Origin of the sequence: Aliiroseovarius sp. PTFE2010, assembly GCF_049943335.1 — a bacterium.
Classification (GTDB): domain Bacteria; phylum Pseudomonadota; class Alphaproteobacteria; order Rhodobacterales; family Rhodobacteraceae; genus JBNFVY01.
This window is the reverse complement of sequence record NZ_JBNFVY010000002.1, coordinates 264,013-284,544: the sequence shown is the minus strand read 5'-3', so window position 1 is coordinate 284,544 and position 20,532 is coordinate 264,013. Positions and strand designations below refer to the sequence as shown.

24 protein-coding genes and 1 riboswitch are annotated in these 20,532 nt (G+C 63.7%); of the genes, 19 read left to right on the top strand and 5 right to left on the bottom strand.

The window, feature by feature from the left end:
• Positions 1 to 15 precede the first annotated feature (15 nt).
• The 3 genes from ACP2AV_RS05235 to fabA form a co-directional block, all read right to left on the bottom strand.
• Complete coding sequence (locus ACP2AV_RS05235) at positions 16 to 804, bottom strand: enoyl-ACP reductase FabI (protein ID WP_426371628.1); 789 nt, start codon at positions 802 to 804, stop codon at positions 16 to 18.
• Between the two features lie 6 nt (positions 805 to 810).
• Entirely contained in the window at positions 811 to 2,040 is a 1,230-nt protein-coding gene (gene fabB / locus ACP2AV_RS05230; protein WP_426371627.1) for a beta-ketoacyl-ACP synthase I, read from the bottom strand.
• Between the two features lie 61 nt (positions 2,041 to 2,101).
• On the bottom strand, positions 2,102 to 2,611 hold the full coding sequence (gene fabA, locus ACP2AV_RS05225) for a bifunctional 3-hydroxydecanoyl-ACP dehydratase/trans-2-decenoyl-ACP isomerase (protein WP_426371626.1): 510 nt from the start codon (positions 2,609 to 2,611) through the stop codon (positions 2,102 to 2,104).
• Positions 2,612 to 2,779: 168 nt separating this feature from the next.
• Between fabA and irrA the strand changes: the two genes are divergently transcribed.
• Positions 2,780 to 3,202: an iron response transcriptional regulator IrrA gene (gene irrA / locus ACP2AV_RS05220; protein ID WP_426371625.1), complete on the top strand. Its 423-nt coding sequence runs from the start codon at positions 2,780 to 2,782 to the stop codon at positions 3,200 to 3,202.
• 507 nt (positions 3,203 to 3,709) lie between these two features.
• On the opposite strand, the gene ACP2AV_RS05215 is transcribed toward irrA, so the two are convergent.
• Both ACP2AV_RS05215 and ACP2AV_RS05210 read right to left on the bottom strand, forming a co-directional pair.
• Positions 3,710 to 4,138 (bottom strand): FKBP-type peptidyl-prolyl cis-trans isomerase, encoded by a 429-nt coding sequence (locus tag ACP2AV_RS05215; RefSeq protein ID WP_426371624.1) that lies wholly within the window; start codon positions 4,136 to 4,138, stop codon positions 3,710 to 3,712.
• A 152-nt stretch (positions 4,139 to 4,290) separates the two neighbouring features.
• Positions 4,291 to 5,160 (bottom strand): hypothetical protein, encoded by an 870-nt coding sequence (locus tag ACP2AV_RS05210; protein ID WP_426371623.1) that lies wholly within the window; start codon positions 5,158 to 5,160, stop codon positions 4,291 to 4,293.
• A 125-nt stretch (positions 5,161 to 5,285) separates the two neighbouring features.
• Between ACP2AV_RS05210 and miaB the strand changes: the two genes are divergently transcribed.
• From miaB to ACP2AV_RS05120, 18 genes are all read left to right on the top strand, one after another.
• Positions 5,286 to 6,608, top strand: coding sequence for a tRNA (N6-isopentenyl adenosine(37)-C2)-methylthiotransferase MiaB (miaB, locus tag ACP2AV_RS05205; RefSeq protein ID WP_426371622.1), 1,323 nt, complete (start codon positions 5,286 to 5,288; stop codon positions 6,606 to 6,608).
• 199 nt (positions 6,609 to 6,807) lie between these two features.
• Positions 6,808 to 7,386 (top strand): OmpA family protein, encoded by a 579-nt coding sequence (locus ACP2AV_RS05200; protein WP_426371621.1) that lies wholly within the window; start codon positions 6,808 to 6,810, stop codon positions 7,384 to 7,386.
• A 17-nt stretch (positions 7,387 to 7,403) separates the two neighbouring features.
• A complete protein-coding gene (locus ACP2AV_RS05195; RefSeq protein ID WP_426371620.1) occupies positions 7,404 to 7,715 on the top strand; it encodes a hypothetical protein in 312 nt (103 codons plus the stop codon).
• 154 nt (positions 7,716 to 7,869) lie between these two features.
• Entirely contained in the window at positions 7,870 to 8,883 is a 1,014-nt protein-coding gene (locus ACP2AV_RS05190) for a PhoH family protein (RefSeq protein ID WP_426371619.1), read from the top strand.
• On the top strand, positions 8,870 to 9,043 hold the full coding sequence (locus tag ACP2AV_RS05185) for a hypothetical protein (RefSeq protein WP_426371618.1): 174 nt from the start codon (positions 8,870 to 8,872) through the stop codon (positions 9,041 to 9,043). Before ACP2AV_RS05190 ends, ACP2AV_RS05185 begins: the two co-directional genes overlap by 14 nt.
• Positions 9,040 to 9,540 (top strand): rRNA maturation RNase YbeY, encoded by a 501-nt coding sequence (gene ybeY / locus ACP2AV_RS05180; protein WP_426371617.1) that lies wholly within the window; start codon positions 9,040 to 9,042, stop codon positions 9,538 to 9,540. Before ACP2AV_RS05185 ends, ybeY begins: the two co-directional genes overlap by 4 nt.
• Positions 9,541 to 9,582: 42 nt before the next feature.
• A complete protein-coding gene (locus ACP2AV_RS05175) occupies positions 9,583 to 10,476 on the top strand; it encodes a hemolysin family protein (protein ID WP_426371616.1) in 894 nt (297 codons plus the stop codon).
• A 58-nt stretch (positions 10,477 to 10,534) separates the two neighbouring features.
• On the top strand, positions 10,535 to 12,040 hold the full coding sequence (gene lnt, locus ACP2AV_RS05170) for an apolipoprotein N-acyltransferase (RefSeq protein ID WP_426371788.1): 1,506 nt from the start codon (positions 10,535 to 10,537) through the stop codon (positions 12,038 to 12,040).
• A 33-nt stretch (positions 12,041 to 12,073) separates the two neighbouring features.
• A riboswitch (SAM-SAH riboswitch) is annotated at positions 12,074 to 12,122 on the top strand.
• 5 nt (positions 12,123 to 12,127) lie between these two features.
• On the top strand, positions 12,128 to 13,309 hold the full coding sequence (gene metK, locus ACP2AV_RS05165) for a methionine adenosyltransferase (RefSeq protein ID WP_426371615.1): 1,182 nt from the start codon (positions 12,128 to 12,130) through the stop codon (positions 13,307 to 13,309).
• 98 nt (positions 13,310 to 13,407) lie between these two features.
• The gene (locus tag ACP2AV_RS05160) at positions 13,408 to 13,554 is read left to right on the top strand and encodes a hypothetical protein (protein WP_426371614.1); all 147 of its coding nucleotides are present in this window, start codon (positions 13,408 to 13,410) and stop codon (positions 13,552 to 13,554) included.
• A 9-nt stretch (positions 13,555 to 13,563) separates the two neighbouring features.
• The gene (gene trmB / locus ACP2AV_RS05155) at positions 13,564 to 14,277 is read left to right on the top strand and encodes a tRNA (guanine(46)-N(7))-methyltransferase TrmB (protein WP_426371613.1); all 714 of its coding nucleotides are present in this window, start codon (positions 13,564 to 13,566) and stop codon (positions 14,275 to 14,277) included.
• Positions 14,278 to 14,393: 116 nt separating this feature from the next.
• Entirely contained in the window at positions 14,394 to 15,749 is a 1,356-nt protein-coding gene (aroA, locus tag ACP2AV_RS05150) for a 3-phosphoshikimate 1-carboxyvinyltransferase (RefSeq protein WP_426371612.1), read from the top strand.
• Positions 15,746 to 16,273, top strand: coding sequence for a hypothetical protein (locus ACP2AV_RS05145; RefSeq protein ID WP_426371611.1), 528 nt, complete (start codon positions 15,746 to 15,748; stop codon positions 16,271 to 16,273). The genes aroA and ACP2AV_RS05145 overlap by 4 nt, the downstream gene beginning before the upstream one ends.
• 51 nt (positions 16,274 to 16,324) lie before the next feature.
• Positions 16,325 to 16,960, top strand: coding sequence for a (d)CMP kinase (locus tag ACP2AV_RS05140; RefSeq protein WP_426371610.1), 636 nt, complete (start codon positions 16,325 to 16,327; stop codon positions 16,958 to 16,960).
• A gap of 256 nt (positions 16,961 to 17,216) precedes the next feature.
• Positions 17,217 to 18,890, top strand: a complete 1,674-nt coding sequence (rpsA, locus tag ACP2AV_RS05135) for a 30S ribosomal protein S1 (RefSeq protein WP_426371609.1) — start codon at positions 17,217 to 17,219, stop codon at positions 18,888 to 18,890.
• Between the two features lie 322 nt (positions 18,891 to 19,212).
• Entirely contained in the window at positions 19,213 to 19,494 is a 282-nt protein-coding gene (gene ihfB, locus ACP2AV_RS05130; RefSeq protein WP_426371608.1) for an integration host factor subunit beta, read from the top strand.
• Between the two features lie 11 nt (positions 19,495 to 19,505).
• Entirely contained in the window at positions 19,506 to 19,868 is a 363-nt protein-coding gene (locus ACP2AV_RS05125) for a LapA family protein (protein ID WP_426371607.1), read from the top strand.
• Between the two features lie 10 nt (positions 19,869 to 19,878).
• Positions 19,879 to 20,523, top strand: coding sequence for a phosphoribosylanthranilate isomerase (locus ACP2AV_RS05120; protein WP_426371606.1), 645 nt, complete (start codon positions 19,879 to 19,881; stop codon positions 20,521 to 20,523).
• The last annotated feature ends 9 nt before the right edge of the window (positions 20,524 to 20,532 follow it).

The window sequence follows — 20,532 nt, the reverse complement described above, 5'->3', positions numbered from 1 at the left end:
CCCCGTGCGCTTTGCTCAGATGTTTTCGAACCGGGGCATGCCCATCACATGATAGCCCCCGTCGACGTGGATGATTTCGCCCGTCGTGCAGGCCCCCGCATCCGAGGCCAGGTAGACCGCAGTGCCGCCCACCGCGTCCAACGTGGCGTTCGACTGCATCGGGGCGTTCTCTTCGGCATGGCGATACGTGCGGCGCGCCCCGCCGATGGCGCTGCCGGCCAGCGTTTTCATCGGGCCCGGGCTGATCGCGTTGACGCGGATGCCTTGTGGCCCAAGATCTGACGCAAGGTAGCGCACCGAACTTTCCAGCGCCGCCTTGGCCACGCCCATCACGTTATAGTTCGGCACCACCGCGTTCGATCCCTGAAACGTCAGCGTGATCAGCGTGCCGCCGCCCGTCATCATCACCGAGGCGCGCTTGGCCACGTCGATAAAGCTGTAGCACGAGATATGCAGCGAATTCTTGAAGTTGTCGATCGAGGTGTCGATGAACCGGCCCGCCAGTTCCGTCTTGTCCGAAAAGGCGATGGCATGTACCACGAAATCCATCGTGCCCCATTTGTCTTCCAGTGCGCCAAAGGCACGGTCCATCTGGTCGGGGTTGGTGACATCGACATCCACCATCGTGTCGGACCCGACGCTTTCGGCCAGCGGGCGCAGGCGCTTGCCGAACCCTTCGCCCTGATAGGTAAAGGCCAGCTCGGCCCCTTCGTCGGCCAGGGCCTTGGCAATGCCCCAGGCGATCGAGCGTTCGTTTGCCACGCCCATGACAAGCCCGCGCTTGCCGGTCATCAGTTCCGCCATCTACCCCTACCCGTTGTATTTCGACATAAGCATCGATCCATTGGTGCCGCCAAAGCCAAAGCTGTTGGTCATCACCGTGTCCAAGCCGGCGTTTTGCACCAGCGACGTTGCGATTTCGGCCGGGTCCAGCGCCGGGTCCAGCGTTTCGACATTGATCGACGGCGCGATGAAATCGTGTTCCAGCATCAGCAGGCAATAGATCGCTTCTTGCGCGCCGGTCGCGCCCTGGCTGTGGCCGGTCATCGATTTGGTGCTGCTGATCGGGGGCGTGTTGCCGGCGCCGAACACGCGGCGCACGGCTTCGACTTCGCCCACGTCGCCGACGGGCGTGCTGGTGCCATGCGCATTGATGTAGCTGACCTTGCGGCCTTCGGGCAGGGTCTGCAGGGCCAGCCGCATGGCCCGTTCGCCGCCTTCACCGGATGGGGCCACCATGTCGGCGCCGTCGGATGTGGCGCCCAGCCCTGTGATTTCGGCATAGATTTTGGCGCCGCGCGCCTTGGCGTGCTCAAGATCCTCAAGCACCACGATGCCGCCGCCGCCACCAATCACGAAGCCGTCGCGGTTCGCATCGAACGCGCGCGAGGCTTTTTCCGGGGTGTCGTTATACTTGGACGACATCGCGCCCATGGCGTCAAACAGGCACGACAGGGTCCAGTCCAATTCTTCGCCGCCGCCGGCGAACATCACGTCCTGTTTGCCCATCATGATTTGTTCGGCCGCATTTCCGATGCAATGCAGCGATGTCGAGCAGGCCGACGTGATCGAATAGTTGATGCCCTTGATCTGGAACGCCGTCGCCAGGTTGGCGCTGATGGTCGAGGACATGCACTTGGGCACCGCAAAGGGCCCGATCCGCTTGGTCGCGCCGGTTTTCAGAACACTCTGGTGCGCGGTCAGCAGGGCGCTGGTCGACGGCCCGCCCGATCCGGCCACAAGGCCGGTGCGCGGGTTGACGACATCGCCCTCTTCCAGCCCCGCGTCGGCAATGGCCTGTTGCATGGCGATATGGGCATAGGCCGCGCCGGGCCCCATGAAGCGCAGCGTGCGCTTGTCGACATGTTCGGCCACGTCCAGCTTGATGTTGCCCGCGATCTGGCTGCGAAAGCCATGCGCGGCCATGTCTTCGTTGAAAGTGATCCCCGAGGTTCCGGTTTTCAGCGACTCCAGAACCTGATCTGTAGTGTTCCCGATCGAAGAGACGATCCCCAATCCTGTGACGACGACGCGGCGCATGGGTGTATTCCTTGGCTTGAATGGCGCCGCGCGGGCAGGGCCGGGGCGCTGGTGTATCGGATCAGCTCTCGGACAGAGCTACTTTCATATCCTTGACGCGGTAGATCTCATCGCCGTCGGCTTCCACGATCCCGTCGGCGACGCCCATTGTCAGGCGGCGGGTCTGGATCGCCTTGGTGAAGTCGATCTTGTAGGTCAGCATCTTGCGGTCTGGGCGGACCATGCCTGTCAGCTTTACTTCGCCCACGCCCAGGGCATAGCCACGCCCCTGCCAGCCGCGCCAGCCCAGATTAAAGCCGGTCAGCTGCCACAATCCATCCAGCCCCAGGCAGCCAGGCATGATCGGATTGCCGGGGAAGTGGCATTCGAAGAACCACAGATCGGGCGTGATATCGAACTCGGCGGTGATATGGCCCTTGCCATGTTCGCCGCCATCTGCCGACACGTCGGTGATGCGGTCCATCATCAGCATGGGCGGGGCGGGCAACTGGGCGTTGCCGGGTCCGAACAGTTCGCCGCGGGCGCATTTCAAAAGGTCTTCCTTGTCGAAACTGCTGGGGTATTGCGACATGCCGCTCGTTCCACTTCTGTGCCGTTCAGTGCTTTGATCCCTTCCCTAGCATCGGCGCTTTGGCGGTTGCAATAGGACCATAGGCATTGCCCGATTGGTGCGAAACAGGGTTTGACGTTGAAAAGGACCACGTTTCGCTTCTATATTGGCGGCCAGAGGGAAGCGGAAATGCCACTGGACGATACCATCTTGAAGCAAACCGAAGGCTGGCTGATGAACGCCGGCCTGCGCCCCACGCGCCAGCGCGTGGCGTTGGCGGCGCTGATGGTGGGCGACGGGCAGCACCGCCATGTCACCGCCGAAGCGCTGTTCGATGCGGCGCGCGCGGCGGGCGATACGGTGTCGCTGGCGACCGTCTACAACACGCTGCGCGCCTTTACCGAGGCAGGGCTGGTCCAGGAAATCACCGTCGATGGTTCAAAAAGCTATTTCGACACCCGGCTGGACGATCACCCGCACTTCTATTGGGAAGACAGCGCCGATCTGACAGACGCGCCGGCGGACGAATTGGAAATCGCGCGCCTGCCCAAAGCCCCCGACGGCACCACCGTGGCCAAGGTCGACGTGGTGATCCGGCTGCGGCGCACCTGAAGCCCGCGCGCCCGCGCCCATCTTTGAACCCGCCTTTGAAAAGGCGGCCGACATCGCCCATACACCACCCCTGCAACACATCGATCCGTGTCCACAACCTGCATCCGCTGGTGTTTGATGGCGCGCAAGGCTCGGCCATTGCGCTTGCCCGATTGCACGCTGATCGTTTCGAACACGGCCCACCGCGATACCATTCTGCGAAACGACGCCAAATCCTGCGTAAGAACGCCAAATCGCTGCCCAGCCTGAAACCAGAGTTCATCGTGATCACTCAGGACGCCCGCAGGACGGGTTGCTGAGTGAAAAGATCGACACGGCTGTTCTGGGCCGGCCGCGGAAATCTCACGATCGGCGCCCCCGCGCCCATGATCGACGTAGTCGCATCCGCGCGGCGCGATGGGGGTGCCGGGTCGTATCGCGCCCGAAACCCTGAATTGACGCATCCCGGTGGGCAACAAAAAAGCCGAGGCGCAGGCCCCGGCTTTTTCATGGTGATGTTGGCCCGGATCAGGCGATTTCGACCAGCTCGATCGCAAAGGTCAGGTCTTCGCCGGCCAGCGGGTGGTTGGCGTCCAGCGTCACGGTGTCTTCGGTGACCTTGACCACGCGCACCGGAATTGCCTGGCCCTGAGGGGTCTGCATCTGCAGTTGCGTGCCGATGTCCAGCGGCAGGTCGGCGGGGATCTGTTCGCGCGGAACGTCCTGGATCGCATCGTCATGGGGCGGCCCATAGGCTTCGCCCGCTTCGGCGGTGACGGTCTTGGTTTCGCCCACGGTCATGCCGGGCAGGTGTTTGTCCAACCCCGGAATGACCTGGCCACTGCCAACGGTGAATTCCAGCGGGTCGCGCCCCTGCGAGCTGTCAAAGACGGTGCCGTCTTGCAGGGTGCCGGTGTAATGAATGCGAACTTTGTCGCCCGATTTCGCTTCGGTCATGAATGGTCCTCAGATGTCTGGATGAATGTATGAGGCCGCATCAGCGGGTGCTCAGATTTAGCGCGAGTCTATCAGCCATGCGCCGGGTGTCAAAGCGATCGCGGGCGCGGGCCAAAAATCGCCTAAAACCGCCTAAAACCGCCTAAAACCGGCTAAAACCATTGCCCGGGCTCCATCAGGCCCAGATCCATAAGCTGCTGGGAATGCCATTCGAATTCCACCGAATTGTGCCAGGTGAACGTGTCGATTTCAAACCGCGAACCGGCGTTGGCGCGCAGGGCCTTGGCGGTGCGGAAACTGGCGATGGCGGCGGTCAGGTTGTTGTGCCAGGGACAGGCGAAGGTGTTGTATTCTTCGTCAGAAAAGGTGTGATCGTCCCGCAGGCGCAGGCCGGGTTTGGCCTTGAACAGCGCGATGCGGTCAATCTTGCGGCGGGCAGGGGGGATGTGTTCCTCATAGCGCCAGCGCAGCCCGCCGTGAAAGTTCAGTTGCCGATCCTTGGGGCGGTTTTCGTTGTCGGGGTCTTGCCGCGCTTCGGCGTAATAGCCCGACCGGTCCAGGTGCGCGTCTTCCAGCGATACCGCGTTCGGGGCCTCGCTCAGATCGCCGGCATACAGGTCGATGACATAGCTGAGCATCGCATCGCGCCGTTCTTCGGTGTGAAAGGCCAGCATTTCCCCGACCGTGCGGGTCTCGCAGAACGGAAAGAACAGGTATTCGGCGTTGAAACAGTAATACAGCCAGATCCCCGGCGCCGCATCGATGATCTGGTTGACCGTGTCGGTGGTGATGGCCATCGACGTGGTTGTCTGGGTGACCCGGTGGACGGTCTTTTCCAGCGCTGCGGGCAGCTCCAGCTCGGCCGGGGCGAACAACACCACCTCGCGAAAGCCCAGGTTCCGGTGGTGGCGGATGGTGGTGTCTACCTCGCTCAGGTCCTCGGCAAAGATCAGGGCCACCGGCCCCTTGGCCAGCGCCGCCTTGCCGTCGGCAAGGAAGGACTTGAGGTTCTGGTATCGCATCGCACTGCCCATGGCAGCCTTGTTGGCCGCATTCTGCTTAACAGGCCATGAAGAGCCCCGCGATGCAAGCGTTGCGGGGCGCGGGCGATGGGTGTACAGAGCGGCCTCAACCCGGAGCGCGTATCATGTCAGAGCCTAAAAAGCTGTATATCAAGACCTATGGCTGTCAGATGAACGTCTATGACAGTGAACGCATGGCCGAAGCCCTGGGCGGCGCGGGGTATGTCGAAACCGCCACCCCTGACGACGCCGACATGATCTTGCTGAATACGTGCCACATCCGTGAAAAGGCGGCCGAAAAGATCTATTCCGAATTGGGCCGCTTCCGGGGGTTGAAAACCGCCAGGCCCGACCTGACGATCGGCGTGGCCGGTTGTGTCGCCCAGGCCGAGGGCGAAGAGATCATGCGCCGACAGCCGATGGTCGATCTGGTCGTGGGCCCGCAAAGCTATCACCGCCTGCCCGAACTGGAAGCCAAGGCGCGGTCCGGGGAAAAGGCGCTCGATACCGATTTCCCGGCCGAAGACAAATTCGAACACATGCCCGCCCGCCCCAAGGCCAAACGCGCGCCCACGGCATTCCTGACCGTGCAGGAAGGCTGCGACAAGTTCTGCGCCTTTTGCGTGGTGCCCTACACGCGGGGCGCCGAAGTCAGCCGCCCGGCCGCGCGCGTTCTGGCCGAAGCGCGCGATCTGGTCGAACGCGGCGTGCGCGAGATCACGCTGCTGGGCCAGAACGTCAACGCCTATCACGGCGCGAGCGATGGCGGCGACTGGTCGCTGGCCCGTCTGGTGCGCGAACTGGCCCGCGTGGATGGGCTGGACCGCATCCGCTACACCACAAGCCACCCCAACGACATGGAAGACGATCTGATCGCCGCCCATGGCGATGAACCCAAGCTGATGCCCTATTTGCACCTGCCCGTGCAGGCCGGCAGCGATCGGATCCTCAAGGCGATGAACCGCAAGCATACCGCCGAGCAGTACATCCGCCTGATCGAACGCATCCGCGCCGCGCGCCCCGATATCCTGATCTCGGGCGACTTCATCGTGGGGTTTCCGGGTGAAACCGATGCTGATTTCGCCGATACCATGGCCCTGATCCGTCAGGTTGGCTATGGCACCGCCTATTCGTTCAAATACAGCGCCCGCCCCGGGACCCCGGCGGCCGAAAAGGCCCTGGTCGACCCGCAGGTCGCCGACGCCCGGCTGCAAGAGCTGCAGGCGTTGCTGGCCGAACAGCAGCGCGCAACCCAGGAGAGCATGGTCGGGCGCGACGTGTCGGTGCTGTTCGAAAAACCCGGCCGCCAGCCCGGCCAGATGGTGGGCAAATCCGATTACCTGCACGCGGTGCATGTGGCCGATGACACCATCGCCAAGGGCGACATTCGCAGGGTCAGAATCACGCGAAGCGGGACAAATTCGCTTGCCGGAACGCTGGTTGGATAAACGCGCCTGCGGTTCCGGTAGCTGATTGGTGACGACCGCGCGCCAATAGGTGCAAAATCACACCGCTGTTGCGCCATTATCCACAGTGTGTGGATAAGTTGGCTTCACAGGAGTCGTCAGGGTTTGTTAAGCTGCACCCAATAAAAGACGGAGCAGCACGAAAAGTGCCACGTCGTTTTCTAGAGTGAGGATTAAAGCGGTGTTTACCAAACTTTTTGACGCGTCCGGCAGGGCGATGGCCGCTGCCGGTGTCGCAGCGGTGCTTGTGGCAGCAGGCGCAAATGGCGCAATGGCGCAAGAGGTCGTGTCTGGCGAAAGTTACGTGCCATCGATCTGGATCGATCCGGACGGGTGCGAGCATTTCGTGATGGACGACGGGTTCGAAGGCTATATGACGCCGCATCTCAAGCGTAACGGCTTGCCGGTCTGTGGCCGCACCGCGCCCAGCCTGTCCTGCGGCACGCTCGGCTCAGACGCGTTGTTTGCCACCGACAGCTATACCGTATCAGCCGAAGGGCGCGACCGCGTCCTTCAATTCTTCAACGACAATCCGGCCAAGGCCTACATCATCCAGGGGCACACCGATGCCCGCGGCTCGGACGCGTATAACATGACGCTCAGCAAGAACCGCGCCAATGCCGTGGCTGCGATTGCACAAAGCGCGGGCAAAACGATTCAGAAAGTCGAAGGCTACGGCGAACGCAAGCCGCGCGCGTCGAACAACACGGCCGCTGGCATGGCCGAAAACCGCCGCGTCGAAATCGTGTGTGTGAAATGAGCCGGAGGAGCGGAGACATGACGACAACCAAGGTAATCGCCGCCCTTCTGGCCGTCGGGATTCTGGCCGGGTGCGAAGACTCGGGCCGGACCGGTGCGAACAAGACCATTGATTATGGCACCGACAAAAAGCCGCTCACGGACCTAAAGGCGGGGATCTGGATTGATCCCAATGGGTGCGATCATTGGATCATCGACGACGGGATCGAAGGCTACATGGATGCGCGCCGCGATCCACGGACCGGTGCCATGGTCTGTTCCGGCGCGGGCGCGCCGAACACGGCTGTCGGCCCGTTCCGATCCGGCTCGACGATCGATGATTCGATCTGAACCCGGCTTTGCCCATCAATCAGGCATCGCTGGCCGTGCGGAACCCCGCACGGCCTTTTTCGTTACAGAGATGTGAAGTTTCTCGATTCAGGCTTGCACCAAAGGTGGGGCCTTGGCACCATCGAGATACAAGACCTTTGATACGGAGTTCTGATTGGGCCTTAGCGCGTTGACACCCCCGCCATCTCCCGAAGCCTCGCATGAGACGCTTCTGGAATTTCCAGACAACCGCCTGTTGATTGACCTTTGCGGCGAGTTTGACCGCAACCTTGCTCAGATCGAACATCAGCTTCAGGTCCAGATCCTGCGCCGAGGCAATGTCCTGGCGGTGATGGGCGAACCTGACCCGCGCAGTCAGGCGGCGGTGGTCCTGCAGGAACTCTATCAGCGTCTCGAACACGGCGGTGATGTGGATGCGGGGGCGATTGATGGCGAAATCCGCATGGGCGGCGCCGACCGGATGCATGAACCCAGCGATCAGGCGGAACTTTTTTCCGACACCGGCAGGGTGGAAATCCGCACCCGCAAGAAGACCATCGAACCGCGCACGGCCGCCCAAAAGGCCTATGTCACGAACCTTTACAAGAATGAACTGGGGTTCGGGATCGGCCCGGCAGGCACCGGCAAGACCTATCTGGCCGTTGCCGTGGGGGTGAACATGTTCATGGGCGGTCATGTCGACCGGATCATCCTGTCGCGCCCGGCGGTCGAGGCGGGCGAAAAGCTGGGCTATCTGCCGGGCGACATGAAAGACAAGGTCGATCCCTACATGCAGCCGCTCTATGACGCGCTGAACGATTTTCTGCCCGCCAAGCAAGTGGCCAAGCTGATCGAAGAGAAAAAGATCGAAATCGCGCCGCTGGCCTTCATGCGGGGGCGCACGCTGTCGAACGCCTTTGTTGTGCTGGACGAAGCACAGAACGCCACCACCATGCAGATGAAGATGTTCCTGACCCGTTTGGGCGAAGGGTCGCGCATGGTGATCACAGGCGATCGCAGCCAGGTCGATTTGCCGCGCGGGGTGCAATCGGGCCTGCGCGACGCCGAGCGCCTGCTGTCGCATATCGATAATATCGCGTTCAATTACTTCACCTCGAAAGACGTTGTGCGCCACCCGCTTGTCGCCAGGATCATCGAGGCGTATGACGCGGACGATGTGTCAGGCTAAACTTTTTGTTCCAATCGCGACGCCGCTGTCAGCACTGGCGGCGCTCTGGGTCTGTGGCCCCGGCTTTGCCGGCGGCCTGTACAAGGCCATGGCGGTCTTTGCGTTCGATCTGCCCGTGGCGGTCTGGGCACAGGCGGGGCAGGGCATGGCCCGGCCATGATCGTTGACACCGTCATTGAAGATGACCGTTGGGCTGATCTGGGCCTGGAACGGCTGGCCGAAACGGCCTTTGCCGCAACGCTGGCGCATCTGGATATCGGGGCGCAGGGGCTGGAAGTTGCGCTGTTGGCCTGCGACGACGCACGCATTGCGGCCCTGAACGCCGATTTTCGCGAAAAGCCCACCGCGACCAACGTGCTCAGCTGGCCATCCGAGGATCGCGCCCCCGCCACGCCGGGCGCCGCGCCCGCCGCGCCCCAGGTCGCCGACGGCCCGTTCCCGACCGAACTGGGCGACATCGCCATTGCCTATGATACCTGCGCGCGCGAGGCCGCCGAGCAGGCCAAACCGTTGGCCGATCACGTCACGCACCTGCTTGTTCACGGGCTGTTACATCTTCTGGGCTACGATCATATTGATGACCAAGATGCCACGGTCATGGAACGACATGAGGTCGCGATACTTGCATCCATGGGCCTTGCGGACCCATATTCGTGAAATTGCGGGCGTGTATTGGCCCGGCACAATTGGAAAGGACTGATGGACACTTCCCCTGATGGGTCTTCTGCGGCAGCGCAAAGCGCGCCTCCGCAAGTCAAGATATCGCAACCGAAACGGGGGCTGTTCAGCCGCCTGTTCGGTCATTTGTTGTCGCCAAAAACCACCCAGCGTCCGGTACCCGAAGACACCGGCCCGCGCGGCACCGTCCAGACGCAGAACTTCGGCATGCTCAACCTGCGCCGTGTGCAGGTCGAAGATGTGGCCATTCCCAAGGCGGATATGGTCGCGGTGCCGGTCGACATAAAGAAAGAAGACCTGGTGAAGGTGTTCCGCGACAGCGGCCTGACGCGCCTGCCGGTGTATAACGGCACGCTCGACACGCCGATCGGGCTGATCCATCTCAAGGATTTTGCGCTGACCCACGGGTTTGACGGGGGCGGGCGCTTTTCCATGCGCAAGCTGGTGCGCCCCTTGCTGTTTGCGCCGCCGTCGATGCCGATCGGGGTGCTGCTGCAAAAGATGCAGAGCGAGCGCATGCATATGGCGCTGGTGATCGACGAATACGGCGGGGTCGATGGGCTGGTGACGCTGGAAGACCTGATCGAGCAGGTCATCGGCGAAATCGAAGACGAACACGACATCGCCGAAGGCACCTATTGGACCGCCGATGGCCCCGGCGCCTGGATCGCGCAGGCCAAGACGCCGCTGGACGAACTTGAGGCCGAAATCGGCATGACCCTGTCCGATGTCGACGTGGACGAAGAAATCGACACGCTGGGCGGGCTGGTGTTCCTGCTGACGGGCCGCGTGCCCGCGCGCGGCGAAGTGGTGCCCCATCCGTCAGGTGCGGAATTCACCATCGTCGATGCCGATCCCCGGCGGATCAAGCGTGTGCGCGTGCGCCTGCCCGAGGCCGTGGAAGCTGCCGAATAAGCCAAATCCATACCTGCAAGGGCGTCGTCGCTATGTTGCGGCGGCGGCCTTGGGCGGGGTGTCTGCCGCGGGCATGGCGCCACTGTTGGTCTGGCCGCTGACGTTGGTCGGGCTGGCCGGGTGGCTGGGGCTGCACCTGATCAGCACGCCGCGGCAGGCGGGATTTGTGGCGTGGTGGTTTGGCGTCGCCTATTTCGGCGCCTCGCTGCATTGGCTGGTGGAACCGTTCCTTGTGGATCTTGCGCGCCACGGTTGGATGGCCCCGTTCGCCGTCATCTTCATGGCTGGCGGGCTGGCGCTGATCTGGGGCCTGTTCATGTGGCTGGTCATGTGGCTTGCGGGGCGGTTTGCACCGGGCCGGAACGGCCGGGCAGGCCAGGCAGGCCGGGCGGGCTGGGTTCTGGCCCTTGGCGCCGCCGAACTGACCCGCGCCCACCTGTTTACCGGCTTTCCCTGGGCCAGTCCGGTGCAGGCGTTGATCGACACGCCCATGGCGGCGGCTCTGGCGTGGATCGGGCCCTATGGGCTGATGGTGGCCTTTGCGATGATGGCGGCGCTGGTGCAGTGGGCCGCGGCGCAGCGCCGTCTGGCCGCGCTGCTGGCCCCGGCTGCGGTGGGCGGCGCGCTGTCGCTGGCGGCCCTGGCGGCGCCCGACACACGGCCCGAAACACTGCCAGAAACATGGCCAGAAATACGGCCCGACACACTGGCACAAACACGGCCCCAAGCGCCCCTGATCCGCATCGTCCAGCCCAACGCGGCGCAGCGCGACAAATGGGATCCGGTAAAGGCGCCGATGTTCTTTCAACGCGCGCTCAAGCTCAGCTCGGCCGCGCCGAAACCCGATCTGGTGATCTGGCCCGAAAGCGCGGTCGCGACCTGGCTCAGCCGTGCGGGGCCCGCGTTCGAGTTGATGAGCGCGGCGACCGGCACCCCGATGATCACCGGGATCAACGCCGATGCCGCCGGGCGCGCCTATAACGCGCTGGTGGTCCTGGATGACACCGGAAATCCCCGCCTGCGCTACGACAAGCACCACCTTGTTCCCTTTGGCGAATACATCCCGCTGCCGGGGCTGCTGCGTGCGCTCGGGCTGCAGACGTTTACCCAAGCCAGCGGCTACGGTTTCAGCGCAGGGCCAGGGCCGCAGGTGCTGGATCTGGGCGCGCTTGGCCATGCGCTGCCCCTGATCTGCTACGAGGCGGTGTTCCCCCACGACCTGCGCACCGCGACGCGCCCCGACTGGGTGCTGCAAATCACCAACGATGCGTGGTTCGGCAATTTCGCAGGCCCGCAGCAGCATCTGGTGCAGGCGCGGATGCGCGCGATCGAAACCGGGTTGCCGCTGATTCGCGCCGCCAATACCGGCATTTCGGCGCTGATCGATGCGCGCGGGCGGGTGCAGGCCGCGCTGCCGCTGAACGTGGCCGGGCGGCTGGATGTGCGCCTGCCCGCGCCTGCGCCGCCCACGCTTTACAGCCGCACGGGCGATCTGCCGGTCGCGGTGTTGCTTATCGTCGGTATCGTGACCGTGACGTTGCGCACGCGCCGAGAAAGCGTTTGACCCGGACACAACCTGCGGGTATCGCTGAGCAATTGCCGCGCACAACGGCTTCCTGGCGTGCGACGGTCACTTTAGTGGAGCGCTTTCATGACCCGACAGAACTATATTTTTACCTCGGAATCCGTATCCGAGGGGCATCCGGACAAAGTCTGTGACCGGATTTCCGATGCCATCCTTGACACGTTGCTGGCAGAAGAGCCCGAAGCGCGCGTCGCCTGCGAGACCTTTGCCACCACCGACCGCGTCGTGATCGGCGGCGAAGTGGGGCTGTCAGATCAGGCCAAGCTGTCGGAATACATGAAAAACATGGACGGGATCGTGCGCGACTGCGTGCGCGATATCGGCTATGAACAGGACAAGTTCCACTGGCAGACGCTCAAGGTGTCGAACTACCTGCACGAACAATCCGCCCATATCGCCCAGGGCGTCGATGCGGCCACCGGCAAGGACGAAGGCGCAGGCGATCAGGGGATCATGTTTGGCTATGCGGTGCGCGAAACGCCCGAATTGATGCCCGCCCCGGTTCACTATGCCCACGCGATCCTTGCCCGCCTGGCCGAGGTGCGCAAGAACGGCACCGAACCTACGCTGGGCCCAGACGCCAAAAGCCAGCTGTCGCTGCGCTATGTGGATGGCAAGCCGGTCGAAGTGACGTCGCTGGTGTTGTCGACCCAGCACACCGACGAAACCCAGAGCTCGGACGATATCCGCGCGATTGTCGAACCCTACATCCGGCAGGTTCTGCCCGATGGCTGGCTGACCGAAAACACCGAATGGTGGGTCAACCCGACCGGCAAGTTCGTGATCGGCGGCCCGGACGGGGACGCAGGCCTGACCGGGCGCAAGATCATCGTGGACACCTATGGCGGGGCGGCCCCGCACGGGGGCGGCGCGTTTTCGGGCAAGGATCCGACCAAGGTGGACCGGTCCGCCGCCTATGCCGCGCGCTACCTGGCCAAGAACGTGGTTGCGGCCGGCCTGGCCGAACGCTGCCTGATCCAGCTGTCCTATGCCATCGGCGTGGCCAAGCCTCTGTCGATCTATGCCGACACCTATGGCACCGGCCAGGTTGATCCGGCCCAGATCGAAAACGCGATACGCGATGTGATCGACCTGACCCCGCGCGGCATCCGCACGCATCTGCAGCTGAACAAGCCGATCTACCAGCGCACCGCCGCCTACGGCCATTTTGGCCGCGCGCCCCAGGCCGATGGCGGCTTTAGCTGGGAACGCACCGATCTGGCCGAGGCGTTGAAAAAAGCCGTCTGATCCGGCGGTTAACCCGCGTCTGCGCCCCCTGACCGTGCCGCGTGAACGGGCAGGGGGGCTTGCCGGGCACATTGCATTCGTTCTGGACCCGGTGCGCGATGGCGCAAATCACGGCAACCGTCACGGGCACCATCGCTGCCACGATCACGGGCACGATCACTGGCACCATCACCGTCTCTGCCGTCTGCGCAGGCGGCCCGCCGGGGGCCGTGCGCGCCCTTGCCTTGGCGCATCCTTGGCGCTAGCAGGGCGCCATGACCGACGAGACACACAAAACCGGCGCCCCGTGGCGCAATTTCTATGGCCGCCGCCATGGCAAATCGCTGAACAAGGCGCAGCAGGACTATCTGGATCAGGACCTGGCCGCCCTGTCGCCCGGCGCGGTGGATTGGGACGCAAACCCCGATCGCACCCCCATCGACATGGCCGCGCGCTTTCACGGCAAGCCGGTCTGGCTTGAGGTCGGCTTTGGCTCGGGCGAACATATGGTGCATCAGGCCGGTCTCAACCCGCAGGTCGAAATCATCGGATGCGAGCCGTACATCAACGGTGTCGCGGCGCTCTTGGGCAAGATCCGGCGGCTGGGCACACAGAACGTGGCCGTCCATCCGGGCGATGCGCGGGACCTGTTCGATGTGCTGCCGCCCGCCAGCATCGACAAGGCGTTCCTGCTCTATCCCGACCCCTGGCCCAAGGCCCGCCACCACCGCCGCCGCTTTGTGACGCCCGAACATCTGGCGCCGCTGCACCGGGTGCTCAGACCGGGGGCGGAATTTCGCGTGGCGACCGACATCCCCGACTATGTCCGCCAGACGCTGGAAGAAGTGCCAAGGGCCGGGTTCGAATGGCAGGGCGCGCGCGCGGATGACTGGCGCCGCCCGTGGGACGACTGGCTATCGACCCGCTATGAACAAAAGGCCCTGCGCGAAGGGCGCACGCCCCATTACCTGACATTTCGCCGCCTCTGATCGCCGCCTCTGGGCAGGCCGGGCGCGCGCAAATTCGCCTGCGCCCGATTTACCCGGCGCAGGGGGTGCGCTATCAGGGCGCGGCAGACTTCTCGCAAGCGATTCAAGGAACCCGCATGTCTGGACACGGCACCCCCATCCCGATGAGATCCGCCAAGTGCGGCCCGTTGACCGGCCAGGCCAAGGTTCCGGGCGACAAGTCGATCAGTCACCGCGCGCTGATTTTCGGCGCGCTTGCGGTCGGCGAAACCCGCATCACCGGCTTGCTCGAAGGCGAAGATGTGCTGGACACCGCCAAGGCCCTGCGCGCCATGGGCGCCGAAATTACCCGCGATGCCGATGGGCGCGCGTGGTCGGTGCATGGCGTGGGCGTTGGCGGTCTGTGCGAACCTGACGACGTGATCAATTGCGGCAACTCGGGCACCGGGGTGCGCCTGTTGATGGGGCTGGTTGCGACCTATCCCTTTGCGGTCACCTTTACCGGCGATGCCAGCTTGCGCAAACGCCCGATGGGCCGGGTGAGCGACCCGGTGGCGCTGTTTGGCGCGCGGGCGGTGGGCCGGTCGGGCGGGCGCTTGCCACTGACACTTGTGGGGGCTGAAATGCCCGTCCCGGTCGACTATGTGACCCCCGTGCCATCGGCGCAGGTCAAGTCGGCGGTGCTGCTGGCCGGGCTGAACGCGCCGGGCAAGACCATCGTGCGCGAACGCGAGGCAACGCGCGATCACACCGAACGCATGCTGGCAGGGTTCGGCGCCGAGATCACCGTGGAAGACACCCCCGAAGGGCGCTGCATCACCCTGACCGGCCAGCCCGAACTGCGCCCCCAGGCCGTGGCCGTGCCGCGCGATCCGTCGTCGGCGGCCTTTCCCGTTTGCGCCGCGATCCTTGTGCCCGGCTCGGACATCACCGTGCCCGGTGTCAGCCAGAACCCCACGCGCAACGGGCTTTTTACCACGCTGGTCGAAATGGGCGCCGATATCGTCTTTGACAATCCGCGCGAAGAAGGCGGAGAACCTGTGGCCGACCTGCGCGTGCGCTATTCGCCGGATCTGAAAGGGGTCGATGTGCCCCCCGCGCGCGCGGCCAGCATGATCGACGAATACCCGGTGCTGTCGGTCGTCGCGGCCAATGCCGCCGGGACCACGACGATGCGCGGCGTCAAGGAACTGCGCGTCAAGGAAAGCGACCGGATCGACGCCATGGCCGTGGGGCTGCGCGCCTGCGGGGTCAGCGTGGATGAAGACCATGATACGATGATCGTGCACGGTCTGGGGCAGGGCAACGTGCCGGGCGGGGCGGTTTGCGCCAGCCATCTGGACCACCGCATCGCCATGGCCTTCCTGGTGCTGGGCATGTCCGCGCAAGCGCCGGTCCATGTGGATGACGGCAGCCCGATTGCCACGTCCTTTCCCGATTTCGAGCCGCTGATGGCCGGTCTCGGGGCGCTGGTCACGCGCGAGTCCGAGTGAGCGGGCGCGCACGCATTACGCTCTACTGGACCATCGTCGCCGTCACCTTCGGTTTTTATACGGTCATGATGCTGGGCACCTTGCCGCGCATTGCCGCCGATGCCGGATCGCCGGCGCTGGATCTGCGCCTGTCCGGCTATTCCGCCGATGCCGCGCGCGCCTTTCTGGGCGCGCTCAGCGACGAAGGGCGGGCGCTCTATCTGAACGTGCAGCGCCGGCTGGACACGGTGTATCCGGTGCTGCTGTGCGTGATTGCCTGCTGGTCCATCGTCTGGGCCACCCGCGGGGTGGCACGCTGGGTAACGGTGCTGTTGATCGTGTCATCCGTGCTGGGCATGCTGTGCGATCTGACCGAAAACGCGCGCATCGCCGCGATGCTGCGCCTGCCCCCCGGCGCGGTGACGGACGCGCAGATCGCGCAGGCCAGCATTCTGACGCAGGCCAAGGCGCTGCTGACCGTCTGGCCGGGGCTGGTGGTTGTGCCGCTGATCGTTCGGCGGGTGTTTTTTCGCCGCGACGTTTGACAGTGCAGGTTCGCTGGGTCAAAAATTGCCGCTCAATTGACAGGAGACGCCATGAGTCTTTGCGTTGCCATTGACGGCCCCGCCGCTTCGGGAAAAGGCACGATCAGCCGCGCCCTCGCCGCGCGCTACGGCTTTGCGCACCTGGACACCGGGCTGCTTTACCGCGCGGTCGGGGCGCTGGCGGCGGACGGCACCGATCCGATCGACGCGGCGCGCGCCCTGCGCCCCGAGGATCTCGATCGCGGCGATCTGCGCACGGCGGCGGCCGGGCAGGCGGCCTCCAAGGTGGCGGCAATCCCGGACGTGCGCGAAGCGCTGGTCGATTTTCAGCGCGCCTTTGCCCGGCGCGCGGGCGGCGCGGTTCTGGACGGGCGCGACATCGGCACCGTGATCTGCCCCGAGGCCGAGGTGAAGCTGTTCGTCACCGCCACCGACGAGGTGCGCGCCCGCCGCCGGTTCGAAGAACTGGTCGCAGGCGGCGCCGACACCGATTTTGACAAGGTGCTGGCCGATCTGCGCGCCCGCGATCAGCGCGACGCCGACCGTGCCACCGCGCCGATGACCATTGCGCCGGACGCGATCGAACTGGACACCAGCACGCTGAGCATCGCGCAGGCCGTGGAAAAGGCCGCCGCGTTGATCGACGCCGCGATCAAGGATGCCGACAACAACGGTTCAACCGTCTAGCGGCGCAGGGGCCGGGGCGCGCATTTGCCGGCGTCTAAAGTGGCCAAACCCCTTGCGTTATTGAGCCCTTTGCCCTATACGGCGCCCGTCAAGGGGCCGCAGAGCGTCGGACATTTGAGCAGGGTCGGGCAACCGGCCCTTGTTTTTTATGCCGAATCCCATTTCGGGGGCGCCCGTCGCGGAGCAGACCAAACCAAGACCGGCGGAGACAACCGCTCGGCCAGAATAGTGTAGATCAAAGGAAACCAGAGACCACATGGCTCAAACAAGTATGGAGGAATTCGAAGCCCTCCTGAATGAAAGCTTCGAAATTGACACGCCCGCCGAAGGCAGCGTTGTCAAAGGCAAGGTCATCGCCATCGAGGCGGGTCAAGCCATCATCGACGTCGGCTACAAGATGGAAGGCCGCGTTGATCTGAAAGAATTCGCAAATCCCGGTGAAGCCCCCGATCTGGAAGTCGGCCAAGAGGTCGAAGTGTTCCTGGATCGCGTGGAAAACTCGCGTGGCGAAGCCTCGATCAGCCGCGATAAAGCGCGCCGCGAGGAAGCCTGGGACCGCCTGGAAAACGCCTATGCCGCAGAAGAGCGCGTCGAAGGTGCCATCTTTGGGCGCGTCAAGGGCGGGTTCACCGTCGATCTGGGCGGCGCGGTTGCGTTCCTGCCCGGCAGCCAGGTCGATGTGCGCCCCGTGCGCGACGCTGGGCCGCTGATGGGTCTCAAGCAGCCCTTCCAGATCCTGAAAATGGACCGTCGCCGTGGCAACATCGTTGTTTCGCGCCGTGCGATCCTGGAAGAAAGCCGCGCCGAACAGCGCGCCGAAGTCATCGGCAACCTGACCGAAGGTCAGACCGTCGAAGGCGTGGTCAAGAACATCACCGAATACGGTGCCTTTGTTGACCTTGGCGGTGTTGACGGCCTGCTGCACGTCACCGACATGGCCTGGCGCCGCGTCAACCACCCGTCGGAAATCCTGTCGATCGGCGAGACCATCAACGTTCAGGTCATCAAGATCAACAAGGAAACCCACCGCATCAGCCTGGGCATGAAGCAGCTGCAGGACGATCCGTGGGATGCCGTCGAAGCCAAGTTCCCGCTGCGTTCGGTGCACACCGGCCGCGTGACGAACATCACCGATTATGGTGCGTTCGTGGAACTGGAACCGGGCGTCGAAGGCCTGGTGCACGTGTCGGAAATGTCGTGGACCAAGAAGAACGTCCACCCCGGCAAGATCGTGTCGACCAGCCAGGAAGTCGAAATCATGGTGCTGGAAATCGACAGTGCCAAACGCCGCGTGTCGCTGGGTCTCAAGCAGACCCAACGCAACCCGTGGGAAGTGTTCGCCGAAACCCACCCCGAGGGCACTCAGGTGGAAGGCGAGGTCAAGAACATCACCGAATTCGGTCTGTTCGTCGGCCTGCCGGGCGACATCGACGGCATGGTTCACCTGTCCGACATCTCGTGGGACGAGCGTGGCGAAGATGCCATCCAGAACTTCCAGAAGGGCGACGTGGTCAAGGCCGTTGTCACCGAAACGGACGTTGAAAAAGAGCGGATTTCGCTGAGCATCAAGGCGCTGGACGACAGCTTCAGCGGTGCGACCGAAGGCGTGAAACGCGGCTCGATCATCACCGTGGAAGTCACCGCGATCGAAGATGGCGGGATCGAAGTGGAATACGAAGGCGCCAAGTCCTTCATCCGCCGCTCGGACCTGTCGCGTGACCGGGCCGAACAGCGCCCCGAGCGCTTTGGCGTGGGCGACAAGGTGGACGTGCGCGTCACCAACGTCGATCAGAAAACCCGCCGTCTGGGTCTGTCGATCAAGGCCCGCGAGATCGCCGAAGAAAAAGAAGCCGTGGCACAGTACGGCAGCTCGGATTCGGGTGCATCGCTGGGTGATATCCTGGGCGCCGCGCTCAAGTCGGAGGACTAAGCCCAGCCCGGTAAGGGTCGGGCCAAAGTCTGGCCAAGAAATCGCAAACGGCCCCGCCATTTGGTGGGGCCGTTTTCATTTCGGCAATCCGAATCACGACTTTTCCAAATTCCGTGCCGCACCGCAGAAATGGGACATGGCGGGCGATTCTATGCCGGCACAACTGTATTTTTCGCAAAAGATCAGCGCTTTAGCCCAAAAAAATGCCTTTTGCCGCGCGCCGAGGCTATTTCGCGCCGCCTGATCACGACCTATAGTTGCCCCAATCACATGAGTGCGCCCAAATGATAGGGCGCTGCGGGACACCCAAGGGGGGAACAGGATGATCCGGTCGGAACTGATCCAGAAAATCGCAGATGACAACCCGCATCTTTACCAGCGCGACGTTGAGCGGATCGTGAACACGATCTTCGACGAAATCATCGAAGCCATGGCCCGGGGAAATCGGGTCGAGCTGCGCGGATTTGGCGCGTTTTCCGTCAAGAAGCGGGATGCCAGAACAGGCCGGAACCCACGCACCGGCGAAAGCGTTGAGGTTGAAGAAAAGCACGTGCCTTTCTTCAAGACCGGCAAGCTGCTGCGTGACCGCCTGAACGACGACTGAGGCTGCATTCCATGCGCTATATCCGCTATATTTTCCTGGCAGTTCTTGCCATCGTCCTGGTCACGGTGGCGCTGGCCAACCGCGCCAATGTGACGTTGAACCTGTTGCCCGATGACCTGGCGTCACTGACGGGAATCGGCGGGTCGGTTACCCTGCCGCTCTTTTTGGTGATCTTCGGCGGCATCATCGCCGGCGTTTTGATCGGTTTCATTTGGGAATGGCTGCGCGAACACAAGCACCGCGCCGCCGCCGATGCCGAACGGCGCGAAAAAGAACAGCTGCGCCGCGAAGTGCGCAAGCTCAAGACCGACGAGGCCAAGCGTCAGGGCGACGAAGTGCTCGCCTTGCTTGAGGATGCGAACCACGCGCGATAAAGCAGTGGGCATGACCGACATTCGTGTGAAAATCTGCGGGCTGACCAGCCCTGAACAGGTGGCCGCCGCCGCGCAGGCCGGTGCAGCCTATGTCGGCTTTGTCTTTTTCCCCAAGTCCCCGCGCAACCTGTCCGTGGCGCAGGCGACTGCGCTGGCGGTCGACGTGCCGGTGGGCATTGCCAAGGTGGCCCTGATGGTCAACCCGAGCGACGATGATCTGGATGCGATCACCGGCGCGGTCCCGCTGGACATGATCCAGTTGCACGGGTCCGAATCGCCCCGCCGCGTGTCCGAAGTGCGCGCGCACACCGGCTTGCCGGTGATGAAGGCCATCGGCATCGCCGACGCCGCGGATCTGGCCCAGATCGACGCCTACGCCCCGGTGGCCGACCAGCTCTTGATCGATGCCAAGCCGCCCAGGTCCGCGGATTTGCCCGGCGGCAACGGGCTGTCGTTCGACTGGCGGCTGCTGCAAACGCGCAAGTACTGGACCAAGCCCTGGATGCTGGCGGGCGGTCTGACCCCCGACAACGTGGCCCAGGCGGTGCGCCTGACCGGTGCGAAGCAGGTCGATGTGTCAAGCGGGGTGGAAAGCGCCCCCGGCATCAAGGACGCGGCCCTGATCCGCGCCTTCACCCGCGCCGCACACGCCTGACGCTTGCCC

What these genes read in the sequence shown, in the direction of transcription:
- ACP2AV_RS05235 (WP_426371628.1), bottom strand. Translation starts at nt 804, where the DNA reads ATGGCGGAACTGATGACCGGCAAGCGCGGGCTTGTCATGGGCGTGGCA.
- fabB (WP_426371627.1), bottom strand. Translation starts at nt 2,040, where the DNA reads ATGCGCCGCGTCGTCGTCACAGGATTGGGGATCGTCTCTTCGATCGGG.
- fabA (WP_426371626.1), bottom strand. Translation starts at nt 2,611, where the DNA reads ATGTCGCAATACCCCAGCAGTTTCGACAAGGAAGACCTTTTGAAATGC.
- irrA (WP_426371625.1), top strand. Translation starts at nt 2,780, where the DNA reads ATGCCACTGGACGATACCATCTTGAAGCAAACCGAAGGCTGGCTGATG.
- ACP2AV_RS05215 (WP_426371624.1), bottom strand. Translation starts at nt 4,138, where the DNA reads ATGACCGAAGCGAAATCGGGCGACAAAGTTCGCATTCATTACACCGGC.
- ACP2AV_RS05210 (WP_426371623.1), bottom strand. Translation starts at nt 5,160, where the DNA reads ATGCGATACCAGAACCTCAAGTCCTTCCTTGCCGACGGCAAGGCGGCG.
- miaB (WP_426371622.1), top strand. Translation starts at nt 5,286, where the DNA reads ATGTCAGAGCCTAAAAAGCTGTATATCAAGACCTATGGCTGTCAGATG.
- ACP2AV_RS05195 (WP_426371620.1), top strand. Translation starts at nt 7,404, where the DNA reads ATGACGACAACCAAGGTAATCGCCGCCCTTCTGGCCGTCGGGATTCTG.
- ACP2AV_RS05185 (WP_426371618.1), top strand. Translation starts at nt 8,870, where the DNA reads ATGTGTCAGGCTAAACTTTTTGTTCCAATCGCGACGCCGCTGTCAGCA.
- ybeY (WP_426371617.1), top strand. Translation starts at nt 9,040, where the DNA reads ATGATCGTTGACACCGTCATTGAAGATGACCGTTGGGCTGATCTGGGC.
- ACP2AV_RS05175 (WP_426371616.1), top strand. Translation starts at nt 9,583, where the DNA reads ATGGACACTTCCCCTGATGGGTCTTCTGCGGCAGCGCAAAGCGCGCCT.
- metK (WP_426371615.1), top strand. Translation starts at nt 12,128, where the DNA reads ATGACCCGACAGAACTATATTTTTACCTCGGAATCCGTATCCGAGGGG.
- ACP2AV_RS05160 (WP_426371614.1), top strand. Translation starts at nt 13,408, where the DNA reads ATGGCGCAAATCACGGCAACCGTCACGGGCACCATCGCTGCCACGATC.
- trmB (WP_426371613.1), top strand. Translation starts at nt 13,564, where the DNA reads ATGACCGACGAGACACACAAAACCGGCGCCCCGTGGCGCAATTTCTAT.
- aroA (WP_426371612.1), top strand. Translation starts at nt 14,394, where the DNA reads ATGTCTGGACACGGCACCCCCATCCCGATGAGATCCGCCAAGTGCGGC.
- ACP2AV_RS05140 (WP_426371610.1), top strand. Translation starts at nt 16,325, where the DNA reads ATGAGTCTTTGCGTTGCCATTGACGGCCCCGCCGCTTCGGGAAAAGGC.
- rpsA (WP_426371609.1), top strand. Translation starts at nt 17,217, where the DNA reads ATGGCTCAAACAAGTATGGAGGAATTCGAAGCCCTCCTGAATGAAAGC.
- ihfB (WP_426371608.1), top strand. Translation starts at nt 19,213, where the DNA reads ATGATCCGGTCGGAACTGATCCAGAAAATCGCAGATGACAACCCGCAT.
- ACP2AV_RS05125 (WP_426371607.1), top strand. Translation starts at nt 19,506, where the DNA reads ATGCGCTATATCCGCTATATTTTCCTGGCAGTTCTTGCCATCGTCCTG.
- ACP2AV_RS05120 (WP_426371606.1), top strand. Translation starts at nt 19,879, where the DNA reads ATGACCGACATTCGTGTGAAAATCTGCGGGCTGACCAGCCCTGAACAG.